Origin of the sequence: Pseudodesulfovibrio indicus (assembly GCF_001563225.1) — a bacterium.
GTDB classification, from domain to species: Bacteria; Desulfobacterota; Desulfovibrionia; order Desulfovibrionales; family Desulfovibrionaceae; genus Pseudodesulfovibrio; species Pseudodesulfovibrio indicus.
Map to the genome: position 1 here is coordinate 1,580,330 of NZ_CP014206.1, position 21,049 is coordinate 1,601,378.

General features: G+C 64.0%; 16 protein-coding genes. 2 read left to right on the forward strand and 14 right to left on the reverse strand.

Annotated features, from left to right (window positions below):
* Window positions 1–15: 15 nt before the first annotated feature.
* The 11 genes from AWY79_RS07350 to AWY79_RS07395 form a co-directional block, all read right to left on the reverse strand.
* The gene (locus AWY79_RS07350) at window positions 16–444 is read right to left on the reverse strand and encodes a response regulator (RefSeq protein WP_066802049.1); all 429 of its coding nucleotides are present in this window, start codon (window positions 442–444) and stop codon (window positions 16–18) included.
* On the reverse strand, window positions 441–1,373 hold the full coding sequence (locus tag AWY79_RS07355; RefSeq protein WP_066802051.1) for a sensor histidine kinase: 933 nt from the start codon (window positions 1,371–1,373) through the stop codon (window positions 441–443). Before AWY79_RS07355 ends, AWY79_RS07350 begins: the two co-directional genes overlap by 4 nt.
* Window positions 1,370–1,768: a sigma-54-dependent transcriptional regulator gene (locus tag AWY79_RS07360; protein WP_066802053.1), complete on the reverse strand. Its 399-nt coding sequence runs from the start codon at window positions 1,766–1,768 to the stop codon at window positions 1,370–1,372. Before AWY79_RS07360 ends, AWY79_RS07355 begins: the two co-directional genes overlap by 4 nt.
* Window positions 1,765–3,450 (reverse strand): sensor histidine kinase, encoded by a 1,686-nt coding sequence (locus tag AWY79_RS07365; RefSeq protein WP_335343135.1) that lies wholly within the window; start codon window positions 3,448–3,450, stop codon window positions 1,765–1,767. Before AWY79_RS07365 ends, AWY79_RS07360 begins: the two co-directional genes overlap by 4 nt.
* On the reverse strand, window positions 3,438–6,026 hold the full coding sequence (locus AWY79_RS07370) for a PEP/pyruvate-binding domain-containing protein (protein ID WP_066802056.1): 2,589 nt from the start codon (window positions 6,024–6,026) through the stop codon (window positions 3,438–3,440). Before AWY79_RS07370 ends, AWY79_RS07365 begins: the two co-directional genes overlap by 13 nt.
* A gap of 14 nt (window positions 6,027–6,040) precedes the next feature.
* Window positions 6,041–6,424 (reverse strand): response regulator, encoded by a 384-nt coding sequence (locus AWY79_RS07375; protein WP_078063672.1) that lies wholly within the window; start codon window positions 6,422–6,424, stop codon window positions 6,041–6,043.
* A gap of 118 nt (window positions 6,425–6,542) precedes the next feature.
* A complete protein-coding gene (locus AWY79_RS07380; RefSeq protein ID WP_066802058.1) occupies window positions 6,543–7,091 on the reverse strand; it encodes a YIP1 family protein in 549 nt (182 codons plus the stop codon).
* 26 nt (window positions 7,092–7,117) lie between these two features.
* On the reverse strand, window positions 7,118–7,267 hold the full coding sequence (locus AWY79_RS19105; RefSeq protein ID WP_166671367.1) for a hypothetical protein: 150 nt from the start codon (window positions 7,265–7,267) through the stop codon (window positions 7,118–7,120).
* A 73-nt stretch (window positions 7,268–7,340) separates the two neighbouring features.
* Window positions 7,341–9,191, reverse strand: coding sequence for an SLC13 family permease (locus AWY79_RS07385; protein WP_066802059.1), 1,851 nt, complete (start codon window positions 9,189–9,191; stop codon window positions 7,341–7,343).
* Between the two features lie 3 nt (window positions 9,192–9,194).
* Window positions 9,195–10,121 carry a response regulator gene (locus AWY79_RS07390; protein WP_066802061.1) on the reverse strand — a complete coding sequence of 309 codons (927 nt, stop codon included), beginning with the start codon at window positions 10,119–10,121 and terminating at the stop codon, window positions 9,195–9,197.
* A gap of 18 nt (window positions 10,122–10,139) precedes the next feature.
* A complete protein-coding gene (locus AWY79_RS07395; RefSeq protein WP_066802063.1) occupies window positions 10,140–10,574 on the reverse strand; it encodes a response regulator in 435 nt (144 codons plus the stop codon).
* 349 nt (window positions 10,575–10,923) lie between these two features.
* On the opposite strand from AWY79_RS07395, the gene AWY79_RS07400 reads away from it, so the two are divergent.
* Window positions 10,924–13,947 carry a hypothetical protein gene (locus tag AWY79_RS07400; protein WP_066802065.1) on the forward strand — a complete coding sequence of 1,008 codons (3,024 nt, stop codon included), beginning with the start codon at window positions 10,924–10,926 and terminating at the stop codon, window positions 13,945–13,947.
* Window positions 13,948–13,989: 42 nt separating this feature from the next.
* On the opposite strand, the gene AWY79_RS07405 is transcribed toward AWY79_RS07400, so the two are convergent.
* A complete protein-coding gene (locus AWY79_RS07405; RefSeq protein WP_158509870.1) occupies window positions 13,990–15,615 on the reverse strand; it encodes a sensor histidine kinase in 1,626 nt (541 codons plus the stop codon).
* 277 nt (window positions 15,616–15,892) lie between these two features.
* Here AWY79_RS07405 and AWY79_RS07410 point away from each other — a divergent pair, with 277 nt between their 5' ends.
* Complete coding sequence (locus tag AWY79_RS07410; protein WP_066807085.1) at window positions 15,893–18,403, forward strand: sigma-54-dependent transcriptional regulator; 2,511 nt, start codon at window positions 15,893–15,895, stop codon at window positions 18,401–18,403.
* Window positions 18,404–18,876: 473 nt separating this feature from the next.
* Here AWY79_RS07410 and proX (AWY79_RS07415) read toward each other — a convergent pair whose 3' ends face one another.
* Window positions 18,877–19,896: a glycine betaine/L-proline ABC transporter substrate-binding protein ProX gene (gene proX, locus AWY79_RS07415; protein ID WP_066802069.1), complete on the reverse strand. Its 1,020-nt coding sequence runs from the start codon at window positions 19,894–19,896 to the stop codon at window positions 18,877–18,879.
* A gap of 128 nt (window positions 19,897–20,024) precedes the next feature.
* Window positions 20,025–21,032 carry a glycine betaine/L-proline ABC transporter substrate-binding protein ProX gene (proX, locus tag AWY79_RS07420; protein ID WP_066802071.1) on the reverse strand — a complete coding sequence of 336 codons (1,008 nt, stop codon included), beginning with the start codon at window positions 21,030–21,032 and terminating at the stop codon, window positions 20,025–20,027.
* Between the last annotated feature and the right edge of the window lie 17 nt (window positions 21,033–21,049).

A 21,049-nucleotide genomic window follows, 5' to 3' on the forward strand; every position in this document is an offset into this window, starting at 1 on the left:
GTCCTCCGGTTCGGGTCAGCGCGACGCCGACCCGTCTATCAGTTCCGTGACGCCGATCTCCCCGTGCCGCAGGAGCTTGCGCTCCATGGCCCGCTGCACCGTCTGGATGATCTCCGGCATGGACGCGGGCTTGAGCAGGTAGTCGAAGACGCCGTTCTGGAGCAGCTTCATGGCGTCGCTGATGGAGGTGTGGCCCGTCAGGCAGACGGTCTCCACGTCGAACCCCTGGAGCTGCATTTCGTTGAAGGTTTCGGCCCCGGACATGCCGGGCATTTTCATGTCCAGCAGCACCACGTCGAATTCGTTGGTGGCCAGCTTGTTCAGGGCGTCCAGGCCGTCGCGGGCCTCTTCCACCGGGAACCCCTCGGCCTTGAGCAGGCGGCTCAGGGATTGCCGGAAACGGTCCTCGTCGTCGACCACGAGTATTCTCGCCTTGTTCGTCATTGTGCACCTCGTTGGGATTTCATGGGGATGCGCAGGGTGAAGGCAGCGCCCTGGCCGGGCCGGGAATCGACAACGATGTCCCCGCCCAGTTCGTTCATGATGCGCAGGCTGACCGACAGGCCCAGCCCGGTGCCCTCGCCGGGGGCCTTGGTGGTGAAAAACGGGTTGAACAGCCGGTCCATGTGCTCCGGGGCGATGCCCGGTCCGCTGTCCCTGATCTTGGCGCAGACCACGTTTCCCATGGGGAAGGTCGTGATGGTGATGTTCCCGTCCTCTCCCACGGCCTGGACCGCATTGATGAGCAGGTTCAGGAGCACCTGGCGCAGCAGGGGCGGGTCGCTCATCAGCCCGGGCAGTTGCGGGTCCAGCTTGCGGTGGATGCGGATGTTCTTGGGCCGCGCCTCGCGCTCCACCAGCTCCAGCATGTCCTCCACCAGCCGATTGATGTTCGCATACTGGGACACGGGCTTGCGCTTGCGGGCCAGGTCCAGGAGCTTGTGGGTGATGTCCGAGCAGCGGGACACCTGGGCGTAGATGACGTCGATGCCCGCCCTGACCTCGTCCAGGGTCTCCCTGTCCGGGGTCCCGGCCAGGTTGTAGCGCATCAGCTCCGCCTCCTGGAGGATGATGTTCAGCGGGTTGTTGATCTCGTGGGCGATGCCCGTGGACAGTTCGCCCAGGGCCATGACCCTCTGCGATTGGATGAGCTGGCTGTTCATCTCTTCCTGTTCCGCGGAGGCGTCCGCTAACCAGCGCGTCGAGGCCCGGAGCAATACCCATGTCCCCAGGGCGATCAAAATGGCAGCGCCGAGGGCGAGGGGATCCCCGACGGCCCCGCGCATCCAGACCATGGCCCCGACGGCCAGGCAGGAAGCGGGATATGCGTACTGTCCGAGCAGCACGACGCGGCTGGCGCGGGCGAGGCTCATTGCTGGGCCCGCCGCTCGATCCGCAGCCGGGCGTGCTCGTGGGCGGCCCGGATGCGATCAAGAAGATTGTCGATGGAGAACGGCTTGAGGATGTAGTCGTAGGCCCCGAGGTTGATGCCCTCGATGCCGGACTGCATGGAGCCGTGACCGGTGAGCATGATGACCTCCAGGTCGCGGAACCGCTTGCGGATCTCCTTCAGGGTGTCGATGCCGGACAGGCCGGGCATGCGCACGTCGAGAATGACCACGTCCACGGGGTGTTCGGCCAGGAACGCCAGGGCGTCCTCGCCGTTGGTCACGGTCTCCACGTCCACGTTGCGCTTGGTCAGCCTGCGCTTGATGAGCTTCAGGAAGTCGTGCTCGTCGTCCACCACGAGAATGCGGATTCTGGTCATATCTCCTCCTTGCAGCCGGGGAAGTGGGGGCAGGCCAGGGGCAGCCGCACGGTAAAGGTGGTCCCCCCGCCCGGTTCGCTGTCCACCCCGATGGTTCCGCCCAGCTTGCTCAGGGTGCTGTAGACGATGGACAATCCCAGCCCGGTCCCCTCTCCGGTGGGCTTGGTAGTGAAGAACGGGTCGAACACCCGGGACAGGTTCTCCTTGGAAATGCCCTCGCCGCTGTCGGCGACGTCCAGGGCGACCATGTTGCCCTCGGTGCGGGTGGTCAGGGTGATGGACCCGTCCTCCCGGATGGCGTCGATGGCGTTCTCGAGCAGGTTCAGGATGACCTGCTGCACCTGGTTGGAATCGGTGGTGATCAGCGGCAGTTCGGGGTCCAGCCGGGTCTCCACCAGGATGTTCCGGTGCCGGGTCTCGTTCTCCAGGAAGGACACGGTCTGGTTGGCCAGCATGTTCAGGTCCACGTCCTCGTGGAGCGGCTCCATGCGCCGCGCGAAGCCGAGCATGCGGTGGGTCACGGCGCGGGCCCGTTCCACGTGCCGGTCGATGTCCGAGACCGCCTCCTGCAATTCGTCCACGGCCTCGCCTTCGCCCAGCTCGCCGTCGTTGATGATGTCGCGTATCCAGCCCGCGCTCTCGCGGATGATGGACAGCGGGTTGTTGACCTCGTGGGCCACGCCGGCGGCCAGCTTGCCCAGGGAGGCCATCTTGCTCGATTGCAGGACCGCCGCGTCCATGGCCGCGCGTTCGCGGTCGGACGCCTTGAGCCTCGCCACGGCCGAGGTCACGGTGACCCAGGCCCCGATGAAGATCATCACCGCGCACGCCCCGAACAGGCCGAAGATCAGCGAGCGGGTGCGCAGCAGGGGAGAGAGCTCCTCGTCGGGATTTTCCATGATCACCAGCCGCCAGCCGGTGTTCGGCAGGGAGGTGATCCCGGCGATGACCGGCGTCCCGTCGCGCTTCCAGGTGTGGATCTCCACCCCCTGGCCGTTTCCGGCGTCCGGGATGGCGACCTTGGCCAGGACCTTGCCTCCGAACCGGGACGGGGTCTGCAATTCGTTTCTGGCGTTGACGATATAGGCGTCGCCCTGCTGCCCGGTGCGGACGTTGCGCACCAGGGAGGTGAAGATGTCGGAGTCGATGGTCGCCCGCAGTATCCAGGTCCGTCCTGCCTCCTGCCGCTTCACCGCGATGATGAAGTGGGGGAAGTTGCGGAACCCCATGAACACGTCGCTGATGTACAGCCCCTTGAGCATGGCCTGGTGGAACCAGGGCTCCTCGCTGTAGTTGACCTGCATCAGGTCGAAGGGACCGCAGTAGGCCAGGTGGCCGCCGTCCTGGCCGATGACGCCGATGTCGATGAACGACCCGGAGGTGTCGTGCAGGGCGTCGAACACGCGGTCCAGGTACGCCTGGTTGGACATCTCGCCGTAGGAGTGGATATCGGCCAGCATGCGGAGCTGGACCACCCGCTCGTTGAGGAACATGGAGATGGCGTCGCGCCGGTTGGTGGTCATCAGCCGCAGGTTCTCGGTGAGCTTGTCCTCGTACGTATGCAGGAACTCGCGGTGGATGACGTAGCCGACCACGAACAGCGGCACCAGGGACAGGGCCAGGGTGATCAGGATCAGGAACCACTTGAGCCGGGAGTACGAGGAGGGGGTCATGCGGCGCATCCCCCTTCCCGCAGTTCGGCGTCGAGGCCGTCGAGCAGGGTTTCGATGTCCGCCTCGAACTTGTCGCGGTAGCGGATCACCGTGCCGGGGTCGGCCATGGACATGTCGATCTGCCGGGTGTGCATGAGCAGGTAGCCGAGGATGGCCATGGTCTGCTCCACGGCCCTGCGGGTCACGCCCTCCAGCCGGGCGAAGAGCGCGTCCTCGCGTATCTCCGCGATGAAGCCGCGCCGTTCCAGGATCTCGGCCACCAGCTTTGAGCGGGCGTGGCGGCGGTCCAGGCTCGCGCCGCCGCCCTTGAACTGGAACAGGGCGTAGTTGGAGTTCGGGTCGTCTCCGGCGAACCCCTCGATGGTGCAGAAGTGGAAACCGAAGCGCGATTGCAGGTTGCAGTAGTTCCGGCCCACGATGAAGTAGTTGCGCTCGCCCATGTCGTTGCGCGCGCCGGGCATGAGCGCCGGGTTCTGGGCCGCGCTGGTCAGCACGGACATGAATCCGTCCATGCGCGGCGCGGGCGGGCCCTCCCAGGGGATGGCCATCATCCCGTACCACAGGGCGCGCATGGGGCTCGCGCAGACGTCCTCGATGGTGATGGACTTGGTGCCGCCCGAGCCGCGGGTGCCGCCGCCGATGTCCACCAGCCAGTACTGCATGGCGCGTTCCCCGGCGAGTCGGCGCGCCCCGGCCAGGGGCCGGTCGCCCTGGGCGAACATCTCGAAGACCGCCTTCTCGTGGCAGAACCGGGTGATGTCGTGCAGGGAGCGGCAGTTTTCGGGCCGGAATTCCGGAGAATCCGGGTCGGTCAGGTTCAGGGGGGTGATGTGCTTGAGCACCCCTTGCAGGGCCAGGCCGACGTCGGTGGTGCGCGACCGGGCCGGGGGCCTGGCCTCGCGGTCGATCATTCGTTGGCGGCGGCCCAGGTAGATGGTCCCGGAGCTGCCGTTGACCGTGACCATGCCCACCCCGGCCAACCGTTCCACCGCGCCGGGCGCGCCGATCAGGGCCGGGATGGAGTATTCCCTGGCCACGTTGGCCAGGTGGCCCACGGAGCTGCCGAACTCGGCCACCAGGGCGGCGGCGCGGGGCAGCAGGGCCGAAAGCTGGGGCCGGGCGGTGCGGGCCAGCAGGACCGCGCCGTCCGGGAAGCGGAACATGTCCTCCTCGGTCTCCACCTTGACCACGTAGCCCGCGGCCGCGCCGGGGCTGGCCGGGATGCAGCCGGACAGGAGGGCCATGCCCCGGCTCTCCTCGTCCACGGGCGGGGCGGGCTGAACCGGGTCGCAGATGGTCAGGGGACGGCATTGCAGGATGACGATGCGCCCGTCGCGCGCCTTGGCCCATTCGATGTCCTGGGGACGGCCGAAATACCGCTCGATGCGCAGGGCCATGGCCGCCAGCCGCTCGGCGTCGCCGTCGGAGATGGCCGGGGCGAGCTGCCTGCCGCCATAGAGCTTTTCCTTGCGGATCTTGCCCGTGGAGGCGAGCACGAACCGGATCTCCTTTTCGGCCACGTCCCGGTCCAGGACCCGCCCGGTCTCCCGGTTCACGGTCCAGGAGTCGACCAGGGAGCTGCCGTCCACCACGGCGCAGGGCAGCCCCGGCACGGCGGTGACGATCAGCGATCCGTCGGAGTGGCCCATGGGCGGCCGGGTGTAGATGACCCCGCCCGCCACCGCGTCGATCATCTCCATGCACCCCGCGGCCATGACCATCTCGTCCTCGCGCAGCCCGCGGTTGCGGACGTAGGTCAGCGCCGTGGCCGAATACATGGAGGCGACGACCGTGCGGTAGGCGTCCAGGATCTGAGAGGGCCGGACCCCGAGCACGGACTGGAACTGCCCGGCGAACCCGGCCTGTTCCGAATCCTCGCCCAGGGCGCTGGAGCGCACCGCGAACCGGATGTCGCCCAGCCGTTCGCACTGCGCCTCGACCGCCTCCTCCAGTTCCGGGGGCATGGGGGCCATGTCCACGGCGTGGCGGATGGTCCGGCCCAGCTCGGTCAGCTCGGTGAGCGAATTGCCGTCGTGGATCTGGGTCAGCCGTCCGATCTCGTCGTCGAGCCCGTTGGACTCCAGGAACAGCCGGAAGGCCGAGGCCGTGATGGCGAAGCCGTGCGGCACCTCCAGGCCCAGCTCGGACCGTATCTCGCCGAGCAGGGCGACCTTGGAGCCGGTTTCCGGCATGTCCTTGGCCCGGACCTGGCGCAGGGCGAGGACCACCGGACCCTTGGCCGGGGCGGACGGGCCCGCGAAGGCCTGGTCCATGGCGAGGACGATGTCGTTGAACACGTCGCGGAGTCCGTCGTACTTGCCGGGGGCCATGAGGCACAAACGCTCGATCATCTGGCGCACGCTGGACGCGACCATCACGGAATAGGCGCGCACGCGGGTAATCCCGGAGGGCAAGCCGGTCTGCGCGGCCTCGGTCATCTCCGCCATCAGCTCCAGGGCCTTGCCGTTCGCCGACAGCAGGAGGCGGAACTCCTCAGACTTGTTGAGGAACGTATCAACGGCCTCCGTCTTGCCCTCCGGGTTCCCGTGAATGAAATTGAACAGGGTCCTGATCGCGGTCTTCATGGCGCACCTCCGGCCTAGGGTTGGACGCGATGCCGGGAGCGCACGGCATCCAGCACCTTGAAGTACAGCTCGTCGGTTCCCACGGGCTTGAGCAGGAAGTCGAAGGCGCCCATGTCCATGCCCTGGATGAGAACCTTGGAATCGGCGTGGCCGGTCAGGATGATCACCGGCAGGGTGGGGTCGATGGCCTTGATCCGCCGCAGGGTCTCGATGCCGTTCATCTCGGGCATCATGACGTCGAGGATGACCACGTCGAAATCGTTTTCCCGAATCTTGTCAATGGCTTCCTGGCCGCTTGCGGCCTGGGTTATCTCCGCATTGCGGCGCACGAAACGGCGCGCGTAGGCGGTGCGGAAGTCGGCCTCGTCGTCGACGAGGAGCAAGCGTATCTTCTTCATCTCGGTTCTCCTGTTCGGCTTCCCCTCCGGTGGCCGGGGGCGGGGCAGTGCCCCCGGCCGGATGGGGAGGAGTAAGGAATGCATGCACGCGAACCCTCGCCTGCATGTGGGGCAGTCCCTACCGGAAAAGGTGGCTGATCTCGACGATCAGGGGCGCGGCGGTCCAGAAGAACAGAAGTATGACCACGGCGGTCAGGATGACCAGCAACCCGGACCGGACCTTGCCGATGCCCAGGCTCTTGTGCAGCCCCACGCCGATGAGCACGGCGCGGACCGGCTCCATGACGAACGCCAGCCCCGGAATCCAGGAGATGACCATGACCGCGCCGCTGGCGTAGGCGTAGATGTTGAAGATGCGCCCGAAGGGCAGCCGTTCCTGCCCGGTCATGGCGACCAGGATGAAGGTGATGACCGCTCCGAAGGCGGGCATGATGATGGCGTTGGCCATCATGACCAGTCCCATGGCCAGGGAATTCTCGAAGAAATAGGCCATGCTCACGGAGCAGTAGAAAAGGGACGAGATCATCAGGAACAGGAGCGCCTTCCGCGATCCGGTCTCCTGCGAGATCTTTTCGAAATATCGTGCGGGAGTCCGCATGATCTCCATCAGGGTGTCGAAGTATTCCCGTATGCCCATCCGGGAATCGTTGCTGCGCGTGGCTTCCATAACTCCTCTCCTTGTCTTGAAAATGCCTAGAAATAGTCCTTGCCCAGTTCGAAGACGCCCCAGGCCAGCATGAGTAGGGTCATCAGGAACAGGACCCGCCGTTCGGCGCGCTTGGTGAAATAGGTGACGCCGTTCTTGTGCATCACTTCGCGTCTGGTTTCGTTTTCGTTTTGCATCGGCTGCATCCTTTTGTTTTGTCGGCGGCCCGCCCGAAGGCGGGCCGCCGGGTTGTGTTTCAGGTCAGGGTCGTCAGAACGATGGCAGACTGCCGAACCCTATGCCGCTCCAGTAGACCGCCGTGAGTATGACGATCACGATGTTGGCCACGAACCACATGGGCACGCCCACGCGCAGGTAGTCCTTTGGCTCCAGGTAGCCGGAGGCGTAGACGATGGCGTTGGGCGGGGTGCCGATGATCAGGCAGTAGGCGAAGGAAGACGCCACTGCGGTGGCCATTGCCATGAAGGGCAGGAAGGTGGTGCCGGGGTGCACGATGCTGGCCATGTTCAGGGTGATGGGGCCGACCGCGGCGGCTGCCGGGCCGTCGGCCATCAGGTTGGTCAGCACGGCGGTCAACCCGTTGGAGGTCAGCATCAGCGGGATGCCCTGGTCCATGCCCAGCGGGGCCAGCATGTCGATGACCGACTGGGCCAGCCAGAAGGCGGCGCCGGTCTTGTCCAGGGTGCGGCCGAAGATGATCGCACCGGCGTACAGCCAGACAACGCCCCAGTCGACCTTCTCCTGGTAGTCGCGCCAGTTGACCACGCCCGCCAGCAGGTAGGCCACGGCGCCCGCGACCGCGATGACGCCGATGCCGAGGCGGATGGGGTAGATGCCCAGGTTGTAGAACTCCTTCTCAGTGAACCAGCCGAAGACCATGACCACGAAGATGACCATCGCCCAGATCTGGTGCTTGTTCCACTTGCCCATCTTGCTGATTTCCCCTTCCAGGTGGCGCATGGCCGGGGCCAGGGAGCGGATGCGGGGCTTGAAGAGCAGGTTGGTGGCGAACCAGGTGATGGGGATCATGACGATGACGAACGGGAAGCAGAACATGATCCACTGTGCGTAGCCGATGTCCATGCCGAACATGTCGGTCAGGTAGGTCATCATGATGACGTTGCGGGCGCCGCCGGACGGAGCGCCGGGGCCGCCGATGTTGCAGGCCATGGCGATGGAGATCATCAGCATCTTGGCCAGTTCCTTGTCCTCGGGAATCTCGTCGGTCAGGCTGTTCTGGTAGAGCAGCATGCCGATGGGCAGGAACATGGCGGCCAGGGCGTGGTCGGAGATGAACGCCGCCAGCGGGCTGATGACGATGAAGAAGATCAGGGTGATCCAACGGACGTTGGGTACCGCGAGCTTCTTGAACATCATGAGGCACATGCGCTTGTCCACGCCGGTCTTGACGAAGGCGGCGGCGAACATGAGCGAACCCATGATGAACCAGCAGGCGTCGTCCCAGTACAGCCCGGCGACCTCGCTGCGCGAGACCACGCCGGTGAAGACCAGGATCAGGCCGATGCAGAACGCCACGCCGGGCAGCGGCATGCACTCGGTCATGAAGCAGAAGACCACGAACACGACCATGGCGATGGAGACCTTGATGTTCCACGCGCCCTTCGAGGCGTTCTTCTGGTCCTTGTCCGAGAGGTTCTCATACTTCATGTTCTTCATGCGCATGTCGAAAGCGCCCTTCATCATGGACAGGTACGTGTCGGCGGGCACCTTTTCCTTGATGTATTCGTAAGCGCGCTTGAAGTTCGCCGAGTCCACGGGGATCTTGTACTTCTTGGCCCACTTCTCGTTGCGCTTCATGAGCCGTTCCTTGGACAGGGCGCCCATGCGCATGTTCTGCTCCATCATGCGGGCGGTCAGGATCTCCCACTGGTCGCAATCGGAGCTCTTTTTCTGGAAAAGTTCATTGCACAGGTAGTCGGTCACGACCTTGGGGCCGACCGAGTACTGCATGCCCACGTCCTTCATGCCCTGGGGGGTCGGAAGGGCGAGGATCAGGCCGAAAAGCACCACCGGAATTATGAGCAGCTTCCAGTTGACGAACTTGTCGTAACCGGTTGCTTTCTTCTTTGCTTGAGCCATGTCTTAACCTCGCGTGTTGGGCTTCGGGTTGCCGCCGGTAGAGATGATCTTGGCGATTTCGTAGAAGAGTTCCTGTTCGCGGACGATGCCGATGTCCTCGCGGCCGGATTTGACGAGCATGCGCCGGGCCGGAAGGGTGACCATGTTGTTGGCCACTTCCATCAGGTTGGCGTCGGCGTCGATGACCGGGAGGGAGTCGGACATGAAGTCGCTCACCGGGCTGTTCATGATTTCCTTCACGCGGGTAGTGAACAGGCCGGTCCAGAACATGGCAGAGTACTGCAGGGAGTCGGCCATGGACGGCTTGGGCGCGGACAGGTAACCGGGCCGGACGGCGTCGATCAGATCGAGCGGGCTCAGGAGACCGGCCACGCTGCCGTCGAGGTTGGTGACCACGACCGAGCGGTGGCCCGTGTCCATGAGTCGGTCGGTGGCCAGCAGATGCCGCATGGATTTCTCCAGCGCCTGGATGGCGTCGCGGACCGTGCTGGCCAGGGGGATCTGGGTATATTCCTCCAGGGGAATCATGATCCCCCGGGCGACCTTCTCGACGTACGGCCGCTTGTTGGCGTACTCGAAGGCGTCCTGGATCTTCGCCCCCAGAAGATCCACGTCGCACGGCTTGGCGAGATAATCGAAGGCCCCGGTTTCATACGCCTTCTTGGCACCGGGAACGTCCCCGTGGCCGGTCAGCATGATGATCGGCAGGTCAGGGTTCTTGTCCTTCATCAGCTTGAGGGTTTCGTGGCCGTCAAGGCCACCCATCTTGACGTCGAGGATGACGACGTCAGGTTTTTCGGCCATTTTTTCCATCGCCTCTTCACCACTGGCCGCCAGAATGGTCTCGAACCCCTTGCGGGCCAATATCTTCGCAGTCGTGGTACGGAAGCGTTCCTCATCGTCGACCATGAGGACCTTGATTTTAACCATTACAACCTCCTTGAGTTACTAGCGCAGTTCACCCTGCCCGCCGACCTCGGCCATGCGAGCGGAGTGTATCTTCTGTTTTTGCAGCGTGACCTTCTCGAAGGCCTCCTCCGCCTTGCCGAGGAAGTCCTTCATGCTCACGGGCTTGATGAGATAATCCAGGGCCCCGAGCTTCAGCCCCTCCACTGCGGTTTCCATGGTGGCGTGACCGGTCAGGATGATGACCTCGATGAGGGGGTAGTCCTTCTTGATGCGCTGAAGGGTCTCCATGCCATCCATGCCGGGCATCTTGATGTCGAGGAAGATGACGTGCACTTCATGGCCTTTCAGCAGGTCGAGGGCCTCGGCCCCTGAGGTGGCCGTCAGCGCTTCGATGCCGATCTTCTCGAAGAGCTTTTTCGTGGTTGCGAGGAGTCGCTCCTCATCGTCCACGAGCATGATTTTCATCTTTTCCATGTTCCCACCGCTTGTGTTGATCGGTTGTTTTTCAGCAAAAGCTGATCGTACTTAGCAACCGGCATGCCAACTTCAACTATTTGAATTTTTTGTATATATTCACGCAAAATCACGCTATAATCGAGTTTGCGAGATAAAATTGCGTGCCAAATCGGACCCGCGAACGCGTTGTCCCGGCGCAGCGGCGCGAGAAAGGGGCAAAGGGAGAAATGGCCCGGAATGCGTGGGCTGGGCCGGAAAACCGGGGGAGACCCCTCTGCGGCGCATGACGAAAGGCATGGATACTGCTAGGCTATGTTACGATTATGTGACGATTGAAGATCGCGCGGACAAGGAGAATGGAAAGATCATGCCCGGCCTATATTACGACAAGAATGACTATAAATTATTGGAAATACTTGAAGACCTGCTTAACCGAGGGGTGGACAGGGCGCAGTTCAAGACGCTGCTCGAGCCGTACCTGAAGCCGCACGGCATCAAGGAACTGGCAGCGGACCGGGGATTGCGCATTGCCTATGCGATCATGCACCTGCTGGAATCCCTGAAGTCGGACCAGGCGTCCGACCGGACCAAGGCGCTCATCGCCCTGCGCGACGAGACCATGACCGCAGCCCGGGGCGGCATGCGCAACAACCGGGCGCGGGTTTTGCTCCAGATCGGCAAGGAGCTGATCCGGGCCAAGGGCGACCGTTGCCGCCAGCTGGCCCTGGCCCACGATTTTCGGCGGGCCGCCGCAGGCAAGCTCTCCTTCCTGCGCGAGCAGCTGCGCAAGTACCATCTCCTGGAAATGCCCGAGGAATGGACCCAGATCGCCTTTGACGACCGGGTGCACGACGCCAACAGCAAGGGGCGCAAGTCCGCCACCCACCTGGTCATGGACGCCTGGATCAAGGGCATCCGCTATCTCACGGTGGTCTATTACGACTATATGGATCTGGCCGTGGCCCGCGAGCTGTTCGCCTCGGCGGCCATCCTGGGCATCAAGGTGCGCATCGGCATAGAATACCGGGCGTTGCATCGTGGACGGTTCGTGAAATTCGTCTGGAATCCCATTGGGCTGCACGACGACAGCGACATCGACGGGTTCTTCCGCGTGGACCGCGTCAGCGAGTTGATGGCCGAGGGGCGCGAGGTCCAGGCCGCGCGGTCCGAGTACGTCCGCGCTGTGATCGAGGCGTTCAACGAACGCCATCGGCAGTCCATCCAAAAGGAATTCGGCGTGCTCCTGCCCGCCGTGAGCTACGACGAGCTGGTCGAGGCTTCGGGCGTTCCCCATCCCTCGCTCATGCACCTGGGCAGCTACATCCACCAGACCGCCATGCCTCTTTTCGAGGAGCGCACGGCCCTGTTGCGCGAGGAGTACGAGGATGCGGATTACGACGCCAAGGCGGCCATCGCCGTGCAGGTGGAGTCCCTGGACGCCCTGGACGCGGACACCATCATCGTGCGCTATCTTTCCCCGGAGGAGAACCGGAACATCCCGGACCCGGACAAGCCCATGGCCGAGGGAGGCCCCACGCTGCTGACCCTGTCCCCGGATGCGATGACGGCCCGGTTGCGGGGGGCGGCCCATTCCAGCCACCTGACCCTGATCCTGTCCGACCTGGAGCTGGAGGACGCCCTGGAGATTCTCTACGACTGCCGGGGGCGCGTCACCCACCTGGAGGTCTGCAACACCAAGCGGTTGGACCCCATGCAGACCTGGCGGCGCAAGCCGTTCAGCCAGTTGCAGCAGGCCGTCAACGAACAGAACGCGGTCAAGCTCAAGCGGCTCATCCGCGGCTGCATGGACAGCGTGCGCGAATCCGGCGCGCCGGACGCCGAGGACCGGCTGAAGGTGCTGGACGCCATCCTGGCCCGGTTCCACGTACTGCTCGAATACTACAAGCGGGTGCCGTTGATGGCGTCCATCGGTTCCGGTTCCACGGGCCGCTCCACCCGGACCCACGGCATGGGCTTTGCCGTGGCCGACACCCTGCCGCTGCGGGCACAGCGGGAGGCGGCGCGCATGAGCCCCTCGGACCGGTTGCCGGTGGAGGGCAGGGCGGTCAAATCCAATGAATACGTCATGCCCAGGCCGGGCAGGGGGATGTGGCACGGTCTTGCGCGAATGATCGCGCAAGTGCCGGTGCTGCGCAGGCTGGTTTGCGAGACCCGGAGCAGCTGGCACGTCGGCGAATATTCGGTGACCGCCGAGGGCGACGGCAACGTCATCGCCCTGGGCGGCATCAGCCGCGAGGGCAACGGGCTGGACCTGTTCGGCCCCGTGGACCATTGCGCCCGCAGGCCGTCGCCGGGCCACCTGAACACCGCGCTCAAGAACTGGCTCAAGGTTCTGGCCGGGTTCGTGCCCGCGTTCCTGACCTTCTACCTGACCAAGGACTGGTGGGTGCTTGCCTATCTCGGCGGGCTGATCTGGTTCTCCATCACCGGGCTGCGCAACGTGATCCAGTCCGTGCTCGGCGGGGGCGGGTTCCGGCGGTCGCCGTATCTGGCGTGGAACGACTACATGGACTGGGAGCGCATTTCCGAATCGCTGCTCTACACCGGCTTTTCCGTGCCCCTGCTCGACTGGCTGTGCAAGTCCGTGGTCCTGGACGCCGGGTTCGGCATCAACACGACCACCAATCCGCTGATGCTCTACACCATCATGGCCCTGACCAACGGGGTGTACATCTCCAGCCACAACATCGTGCGCGGGCTGCCCCGCGAGGCGGCGGCGGCCAACTTCTTCCGCAGCGTGCTCTCCATTCCCATCGCCATGATCTTCAACTGGGGCGTGGAGGGAATCCTCGTGCTGGCCGGGTCCGCGGACCCCATGGCCGTGCTGCAGCTCTGGGCGGCGGTCATCTCCAAGCTCGCCTCGGACTGCGTGGCCGGGGTCATCGAGGGGTTGGCGGACCGCAGGCGGAACATCGCCCTGCGCCGGTGGGACTACGCCGAAAAGACCCGCCAGGTGCTGGAAATCTTCTCCCGGCTGGAGATCGCCTTTCCGACCAGGGATATGCTCAAGATCCTGAACCGGCCCGAGGAGTTCATCCGCATGTCCGAGGAGTCCGGCATCAACCACGTGCCGGAGGTGGCGGCCAACGCCCTGGACATGCTCTACATCATGGCCTACAAGCCGCGCGCCCGCGAGGCCCTGCGCAAGGCCATGGAGGCCATGTCCCCGGACGAGGTGGCGGTCATCCTGGCCTCGCAGCAGATCCTGCGCGAGGAGCAGTGGGTTTCGAGGCTGTTCGTGGACGGTCTGGTGGGGCGGAACTTCTCCAAGGCGCTGTCCTTCTACCTGACCCGCTACCCGGCATATCTCGCGGACATCGAGCGCATGGCCACCCTGGCCGTGGGCATCGAGCCGGAGGACGAGGCGTAGGTCCCCGTCCTCCGGCCCTGCCGGGCTGTCCCTTGACCCGGCCTACGCGCCCTTGCCGGGAATGCGTACGGTGAAGATGGTGCCTTCGCCCTTGGTGCTGTCCACGGTCAGCTCCCCGCCGAGGGAGTCCACGATGGAGTGGCACACGGAGAGGCCCAGCCCGGTTCCCTGACCCGGCGCCTTGGTGGTGAAGAAGGGCATGAATATCTTGGCCAGGCTTTCCTGGTTTATGCCGCACCCGTTGTCGCTGACGGTGATCCTGGCCCAGCCGCGCTCGTCGCTACCGGCGGCCACGTCGATGACGCCGCCGTCCGAGCCGTGGCGGTCCACCACCGCGTGGATGGCGTTGTTCATGAGGTTGATCATGACCTGCTGCAACTGGCCGGGGTCTGCCAGGATGGGCGGCACGGACGGGTCCACCTCGCAGCTCACCCGGATGCCGTTCACCTGGGCCTTGTTCTGGACCATGCCGAAGACCTTGGGCAGGAACTCGGAGAGGTCCATCTCCTGAATCTGCGGCGCGTCTCGCCTGCCGAAGCGCAGGATCTCGCGGGTGATGGCCGCGCACCGTCCTATCTGGACCTGGAACTGGTCCGCTATCTCCTGCAATTCCGCGCACGCCTCCGGGTTGCCGCCGGAGTCCGTCACATCCTTGAGGGTCAGCTCCAGCAGGGCCAGGTCCGTCTTCATGATCTGCAAGGGGTTGTTGATTTCGTGGGCGAACCCGGCGGCCATTTCGCCCAGCTCGGCCAGCCGGGCGGCCTGGAGGAGCTGGCTCTCCAGCTTGGAGACCGCTTCGGCATGGCCCTGCAGGGTCTCGGACAGCCTGCGGCTGACCACCAGGGCCAGGACGATGATCACCGCGCCGCCGCAGAGCAGGACCAGGATCACGGTGTATCCGGCCATGACCACGGTGTGGAACGCCTCGCCCTCCTTCTGGCGGACGATGAGCCGCCATTTGCCGTCGTTCATCCGGGCCGAGGCGAACAGGTAGTCCTCGTCGCCGTCCGATCCGGTGAAGGTGACCAGTTGCTCGTCCTGGGGCGGGTAGGTGTATTCATCGCGGGCCAGCAGCGCGCCGCCGGACCGCCGGGCGGTCTGGAACAGGTTGTCGCGGTTCAGGATGTACGCCTCGCCGGTGTCCCCGAGTCCCGGGGCGTTGACCATGTTGCCGAACACCGTGGGGTTGATGGTCGCGCGCAGCATCCAGACCCGCCCGCCAACGCGGCGGCCCACGGCGATGACGAAGTGCGGGGCGTTGCGATATCCCAGGTACACGTCGCTGACGTAGTACCCCTGGGCCAGGGTCTCCCTGTACCAGTCCGTGTCGCGATAGTCGTTGTCCGCCAGCTCGAACGGCCCCACGTAGGCCGCGTGCCTGCCGTCGGGCGAGATCAGGCCCATGTCCTGGAACGCCTGGCCTCCGGTGCGCAGCCAGTCGGCCACCTCTCCCTTCATGGCGGGCGAATCCAGCTCTTGCTCGGGCACCAGGGCCAGGAACGACTCCAGGTCGGAGCGGCGCTCGTGCAGGAACTCATCGATGAGCTTGGCGCGGTCCACGGCGGCCTGCCGGATGGACGATACCGCGAACCGTTTGGAGGCTCCGGCAAAGGAATAGAAGCCGATGGCCGCCGAGATGAGCAGGGGGATGGCCGGGATGAAAATCATGGAAATGAGGAGCAGTCGGTGAATCCCGCAAGGAGAAGTTTGCTTGTCCATGGTGTTTCTGCCTGATTGTTTTGCCAGATGTGTTAAAAAATAGATATTTATTCCAAATAGTTAATAAATCGCGCAAAAAAATGTCGCGCCATGCGGTTGGCGTGTACCATTTAGCAACCATCGTGCCGGAAATGATTTGACAAAGGGTGGCCCGGCAGAATAACGGCCATGAATATCCGGGTGGCGTTACCGTTTGTTCGACGCCGCCGAGACTTCGGAGGACGCCATGGCCGTTTTCTTTTCGTCGGAACGCACGTTTCCCGAATGGCTGCGCAAGCGGCTTTCTTTCATCGCCCGCAAATTGGGCTTGCGCGGCAAGCTGCTCCTGGCTCTGCTGCCGCCCATCGTGGCCGTCATGCTGGTCACCGGCTACGCCTCCTACCGGGTCTCGGACGAGTTCATCGACATCGCCCTGGGGCGCACGGTGCGCCAGAACACCCTGGCCGTGGCTCACGAAACGGAACAGTACCTGGACGGCTGCCGCCGGGATCTCCTGTTCCTTGCCGGGGGCGCGCCCGACGCCGCTTCCCTGGCCGACGCCTTTGCCCGGCTCCTGGCCTCGGGCGGCACTCCCTATCTGGAGCTCTGCTTTCTCCCTGCCTCCGGCGGGCAGCCCGTGGTCCTGGTCCGCCAGGGCAGGGAGGTCCGCGAGATCGCGCCCGAGGACTATCCCCGCATCAGCCCCAACCCCTTCGCCGAACTCGACCGCATGGGGACGCTGCAACCCGGCCAGGTATTCCCCTCGGACGTCTTGGAAGTCTCCTATCCCATGCCCACCCCGGACAGCGCCAACCGGTTCGTGACCGCCAACGTCATCCGGTTCTATACCCGCTATGCGGGCAACGGCGCGATCCCGCCCGGCATCCTGTACCTGTCCGTGGAGGCCTCGACCCTGCGCAACCTCCTTTCCTGGTACAATTCCAACAAGTCGCCGCTCTGGGCCTTTCCGCGCAGCGACGAACTTCGCTTCAGCTATTTCCTCAATAGTGACGGATGGATACTCTTCCAATCCGAGGACTTTGCCGACCCCGGCGCGCCCCTGACCACCTACCACGCCCGCGAAGGGTACGACGGCTCACTGGGCAAGCCGGGCCACCAGGCCGCGTTCCGACCCAACGAGAAGCACGCCACCTACTGGGCGGCGGTGGCGGACCTGGCCAAGGGGAGCAACGGGCTGCAAAAGGTGGAGGAGGAGCGGACCAGCGATTCCGGGGTCGGATTCCATTACTTCTCCTATGCGCCGGTGCTGTTCCGCACCGCCCCCGGCCAGCCCCCCTCGGTCTACGGAGGGGTGGTCTTCGTGGACCGCAGCCAGCTGCCCATCGTGGCGGGCTACAAGAACATGGACGTGCTGCTCTTCGTGACCATCGGGGCCATCACCCTGATCTCGCTCCTGGTCTTCTGGTTCGGCCGCATCCTGACCCGGCCCATCCGCGAGCTGGCCGCGAAGATGAACGACCTCGACTCGCTGGAGGACATGGAGGAGATCAACCTCCCCTACAGCGGCTACGACATCACCGCGCTCCAGGGGTCCATCAACAACATCATCCGGCGCGTGAAGGAGCAGGTGGTGGAGATCCAGGCCAAGGACGAAGCGATCCTGAACGTCAACCGGCGCGAGCGCGCCAACCTGGACCGCGAGCGGGAAATCCTGGTCGAGGCCGAGTTGAGCCGCATACCGGAGATCGTGGGCATCGGCACGGCAGTGGCCAACCTGAAGGTGAACATCCTCAAGGCCGCGCAGGTGGACGTGGACGTGCTCATCACCGGCGAGACCGGCACCGGCAAGCAGTTGGTGGCCGAGGCCATCCACGCCCATTCCAGCAGGTCGGAGCGTCCGTTCATCTCCATCAACTGCGGCGCGCTGGACGAAAACCTGCTCCTCGACGCCCTGTTCGGGCACGTCAAGGGCGCGTTCTCCGAGGCCAAGGAAGACCGCAACGGCGCGTTCGTCGAGGCCGACGGCGGCATTCTCTTCCTGGATGAAATCCAGTCCGCCTCGCCCAAGGTCCAGCAGTCCCTGCTCCGGGCGCTCGCCTCGCGCAAGATCAAGCCCCTTGGCAGCGACCGCGAGGTCAACGTGGACGTGCGTATCCTGGCCGCCACCAACGTGGACATCCCGTCGCTCATCGAGGAGCGGACCTTTCGGGAGGACCTCTATTACCGGCTCAAGGTGGTCTCCATCAACACGCCCGCCCTGCGCGAAAACCGCGAAAACATCCCGCTGCTCTGCGTCTACTACCTGCAACAGGCCGTTACCCTGGCCGGGCGCGAGCACCTGGAGCTGAGCAAGGGCGCGCTCGTCAAGCTGACCTCCTACGACTGGCCCGGCAACGTGCGGGAACTGGTCAACTGCATCACCCGCGCCGCGGTCATGGCCGAGACCGACGTCATCCAGGCCGAGGAGATCCGCCTGGAAAACGAGCTCTACGCCTGGCCCGCCGAACCCCGGCCCGAAACCGCGCCGGAACCGGTGGCGGCGCACCGCGATCACCCGGCCGCCGAAATCGCGGAACCGCACGCCCGCGGCGATCACGAACCCGGTCTCAACGCGCGCCAGAAAGAGGCCTGGGACGTGATCCGCAAAAAAGGGACCGTCACCCGCAAGGAATACCAGGAACTGGTGGGCGGCGACCTGCCCACCCGAACCGCCATCTACGACCTCCAGGACTTCGTCAAACGGGGGTTGCTCGTCAAGACCGGCAAAGGCCCCTCCACCCGCTACGAACTCCCGTAGCGGGGGGGGATGCCTCCGGGCTTCCAGCGTTGGCGGGTCTTCGAGCCCTACGGATGAAGACAGCATCGATCGGCCAGGGGGAAGAGGGGAGCCTTTTGCAAAAGGTTTCCCTCTTCCACCTGGACCCCCATCTCCCCTCCCAAACTCCTTGTCGCCGCTTCGCGGGGCGGGCCGCGCCGAGAAGGCTTCAAATTCGGGCTGAGTGGCGGGCCTTTTCACCTCCGGCCCCTGGAGCGATTCGGGTGGCACCGCCACCCGACAGCGGCTCTCTCCCCGTGCCAGGAATAGGCTTTCGAGAGTTGTGTAGCTGTGCATTTTTCGCGGGGCCATTTCATCGCAGCGTACACCCGGTACGTGAGGATCAAACAAGCCCTCGAAAAATGTGCAGATGCGCCGCTATCGGAAGCCGCCCCCCTGCGAAAAAAAAGGCGGCTCCCAAAAGGGAGCCGCCGCATTGTTTCGCCTAGCCCAATCTATTGGGCTTCGCGGGCAGCCTTGATCCAGCCGTCCCAGGTCGCCTTGTTCTTGGCGATCCATTCGTCCGCGTGCTTGGCGATGTCCTTGTCGGACTTTTCGCCTTCGCTCATGCGGGTGTTCTGCTCGCTGATGTCGTTCAGGGAGAGGGTGAAGAGTTCCATGAACTTGGCGGCAGCCGGGTTCTTTTCGAGGAACTTCTTGTTGGCCACGGTGCGGATGTCGGAGACCACGAAACCGGCCTTGAGCGGGTCGGAAACAGCGCCTTCGACGCCGGACACGGTCATGCGGTCCTTGTTCGGGGCCTGGGCCTCGGTGGGATTGATCTCAGGCACGTTGATCCACATCACGTCCTTGCCGGGCTTGAACTTGAACACGGTCCAGTTGGGGGTCCAGGTGTAGAAGAAGACTGGCTTGCCGGACTTGTAGGCGCCCAGGGCGGAGGCCATGCCCGCCTCGTAGGAGGCCTTGATCAGGTTGATGTGGTCGGACAGGCCGTAGACTTCCATGTGGTGGGCGATGACCTGTTCGCAGCCCCAGCCGGGGGGGCAGGCGGTCAGGTCGGCCTTGCCGTCGCCATTGGAGTCGAACGCCTTTTTCACATCGTCGCGCTTGAAGTCCTCAAGGGACTTGATGTTGTATTTTTCCACGTCGCGCTTGGACACCAGGTAGCCCTGCATGCCGCCCGCCTTGGCCACGAAGCCGATCTTTCGGGCCTTTTCGTCAAAGTTCTTGGGCAGCTGGGCGTTGTGCATGGGGAACCAGCCGTTGGTCCAGTAATCAACGTCGCCGAGCGTCACGGATTTGTAGAAAATTGGATTTTGCAGGTCGCGGGGGCTCTTGACTTCGTAGCCGAGCTCTTGGAGCCCCTTGCTGACCAGGGCTTCCTGAAAGAAGCCGGTGTTCCAGGTGGCGCGCGCGGGCTGTACGGTGACGCCCTCGCCGGGTTTCATGTTCATTGCCAGGGCGTTGCTGGCGATAAAGACAACGGAAAGAACAAGCATTGCAATACGATGCATACACACTCCTTGGTTAATGTCGGCCCGTTTGCCTCGCGGCCGGATTCGGTCGGAGGCAATTCCGCAGGCTGCGGGAAATGTCGGGCGAAAGAAGGAAGCACCCATTGGGCGGGTGCTTCCTTTCCAAACTACTTTGCGGCGTTGCGGGCCGCTTCAAGCCAGGCGTTCCAGGTGTCCTGGTGGGCGGCGATCCACTCGTCAACGTGCTTGGCGATGTCGCGGTCGGACTTTTCGCCTTCGTTCATGCGAGTGTTCTGGGCGCTGACGTCATCGATGGTCAGCTTGAAGCTCTTGAGGAAGGTCGCGGCAGCCGGATTCTTCTCCAGGAACTTCTTGTTGGCGACGACGTTGATGTCATAGACCACGAAGCCCGGACGGAGGGGGTCGGAAACGGCTCCGGCCACGCCGGAAACCACGCTGCCGGTGTCGCCTTTCTCAGGCACGTTGATCCACATGACGTCGGTGCCGGGCTTGAATTTGTAAACGGTCCAGTTGGGCGTCCAGGTGTAGAAAAAGACCGGCTGACCGGACTTGAAGGCGCCCAGGGCCGCGGCCATGCCCGCTTCGTAGGAAGCCTTGCTGGGCTTTACGTAGTCTTTCAGCCCGTACAGCTCCATGTGCGTGGCGATGACCTTCTCGCAACCCCAGCCGGGAGGGCAGGCGGTCAGATCGGCCTTGCCGTCGCCGTTGAGGTCGAAGGCTTTGATCACCTCGGGACGCTTGAAGTCGTCCAGGGACTTGATGTTGAATTTCTCGACTTCCTTTTTGGAAACGAGATATCCCTGCATGCCGCCGGACTTGATGATCGGATCGAGGATGACGGCCCGCTTTTCGAAGTTCTTGGGCAGCTGGGGGTTGTGCAGCGGGAAGTTGCCGTTGCACCAATAGTCTATGTCGCCGAGGTAAATGGACTTGTAGGCGATGGGATTCTGCAGGTCCTTGGGCTTTTCCACGTCATAGCCCAGTTCCTCCAGTCCCCTCCTGGCCAGGGCTTCCTGAAAGAAGCCGGTGTTCCAGGTGGCGCGGCCCGGACGTACGGTGACGCCTTCGCCGGGCTTTGCCTCCACGGCCATTGCCGATGCCGCGGCCAGGGCCACGAACAGGGCGGCCACCATTGCGAGTTTGATAAATTTCATCTTTTCTCCTTGAATTA

Coding starts and splice junctions, on each gene's coding strand:
- AWY79_RS07350 (WP_066802049.1), bottom strand. CDS start 444: ATGACGAACAAGGCGAGAATACTCGTGGTCGACGACGAGGACCGTTTC.
- AWY79_RS07355 (WP_066802051.1), bottom strand. CDS start 1,373: ATGAGCCTCGCCCGCGCCAGCCGCGTCGTGCTGCTCGGACAGTACGCA.
- AWY79_RS07360 (WP_066802053.1), bottom strand. CDS start 1,768: ATGACCAGAATCCGCATTCTCGTGGTGGACGACGAGCACGACTTCCTG.
- AWY79_RS07365 (WP_335343135.1), bottom strand. CDS start 3,450: ATGCGCCGCATGACCCCCTCCTCGTACTCCCGGCTCAAGTGGTTCCTG.
- AWY79_RS07370 (WP_066802056.1), bottom strand. CDS start 6,026: ATGAAGACCGCGATCAGGACCCTGTTCAATTTCATTCACGGGAACCCG.
- AWY79_RS07375 (WP_078063672.1), bottom strand. CDS start 6,424: ATGAAGAAGATACGCTTGCTCCTCGTCGACGACGAGGCCGACTTCCGC.
- AWY79_RS07380 (WP_066802058.1), bottom strand. CDS start 7,091: ATGGAAGCCACGCGCAGCAACGATTCCCGGATGGGCATACGGGAATAC.
- AWY79_RS19105 (WP_166671367.1), bottom strand. CDS start 7,267: ATGCAAAACGAAAACGAAACCAGACGCGAAGTGATGCACAAGAACGGC.
- AWY79_RS07385 (WP_066802059.1), bottom strand. CDS start 9,191: ATGGCTCAAGCAAAGAAGAAAGCAACCGGTTACGACAAGTTCGTCAAC.
- AWY79_RS07390 (WP_066802061.1), bottom strand. CDS start 10,121: ATGGTTAAAATCAAGGTCCTCATGGTCGACGATGAGGAACGCTTCCGT.
- AWY79_RS07395 (WP_066802063.1), bottom strand. CDS start 10,574: ATGGAAAAGATGAAAATCATGCTCGTGGACGATGAGGAGCGACTCCTC.
- AWY79_RS07400 (WP_066802065.1), top strand. CDS start 10,924: ATGCCCGGCCTATATTACGACAAGAATGACTATAAATTATTGGAAATA.
- AWY79_RS07405 (WP_158509870.1), bottom strand. CDS start 15,615: ATGATTTTCATCCCGGCCATCCCCCTGCTCATCTCGGCGGCCATCGGC.
- AWY79_RS07410 (WP_066807085.1), top strand. CDS start 15,893: ATGGCCGTTTTCTTTTCGTCGGAACGCACGTTTCCCGAATGGCTGCGC.
- proX (WP_066802069.1), bottom strand. CDS start 19,896: ATGCATCGTATTGCAATGCTTGTTCTTTCCGTTGTCTTTATCGCCAGC.
- proX (WP_066802071.1), bottom strand. CDS start 21,032: ATGAAATTTATCAAACTCGCAATGGTGGCCGCCCTGTTCGTGGCCCTG.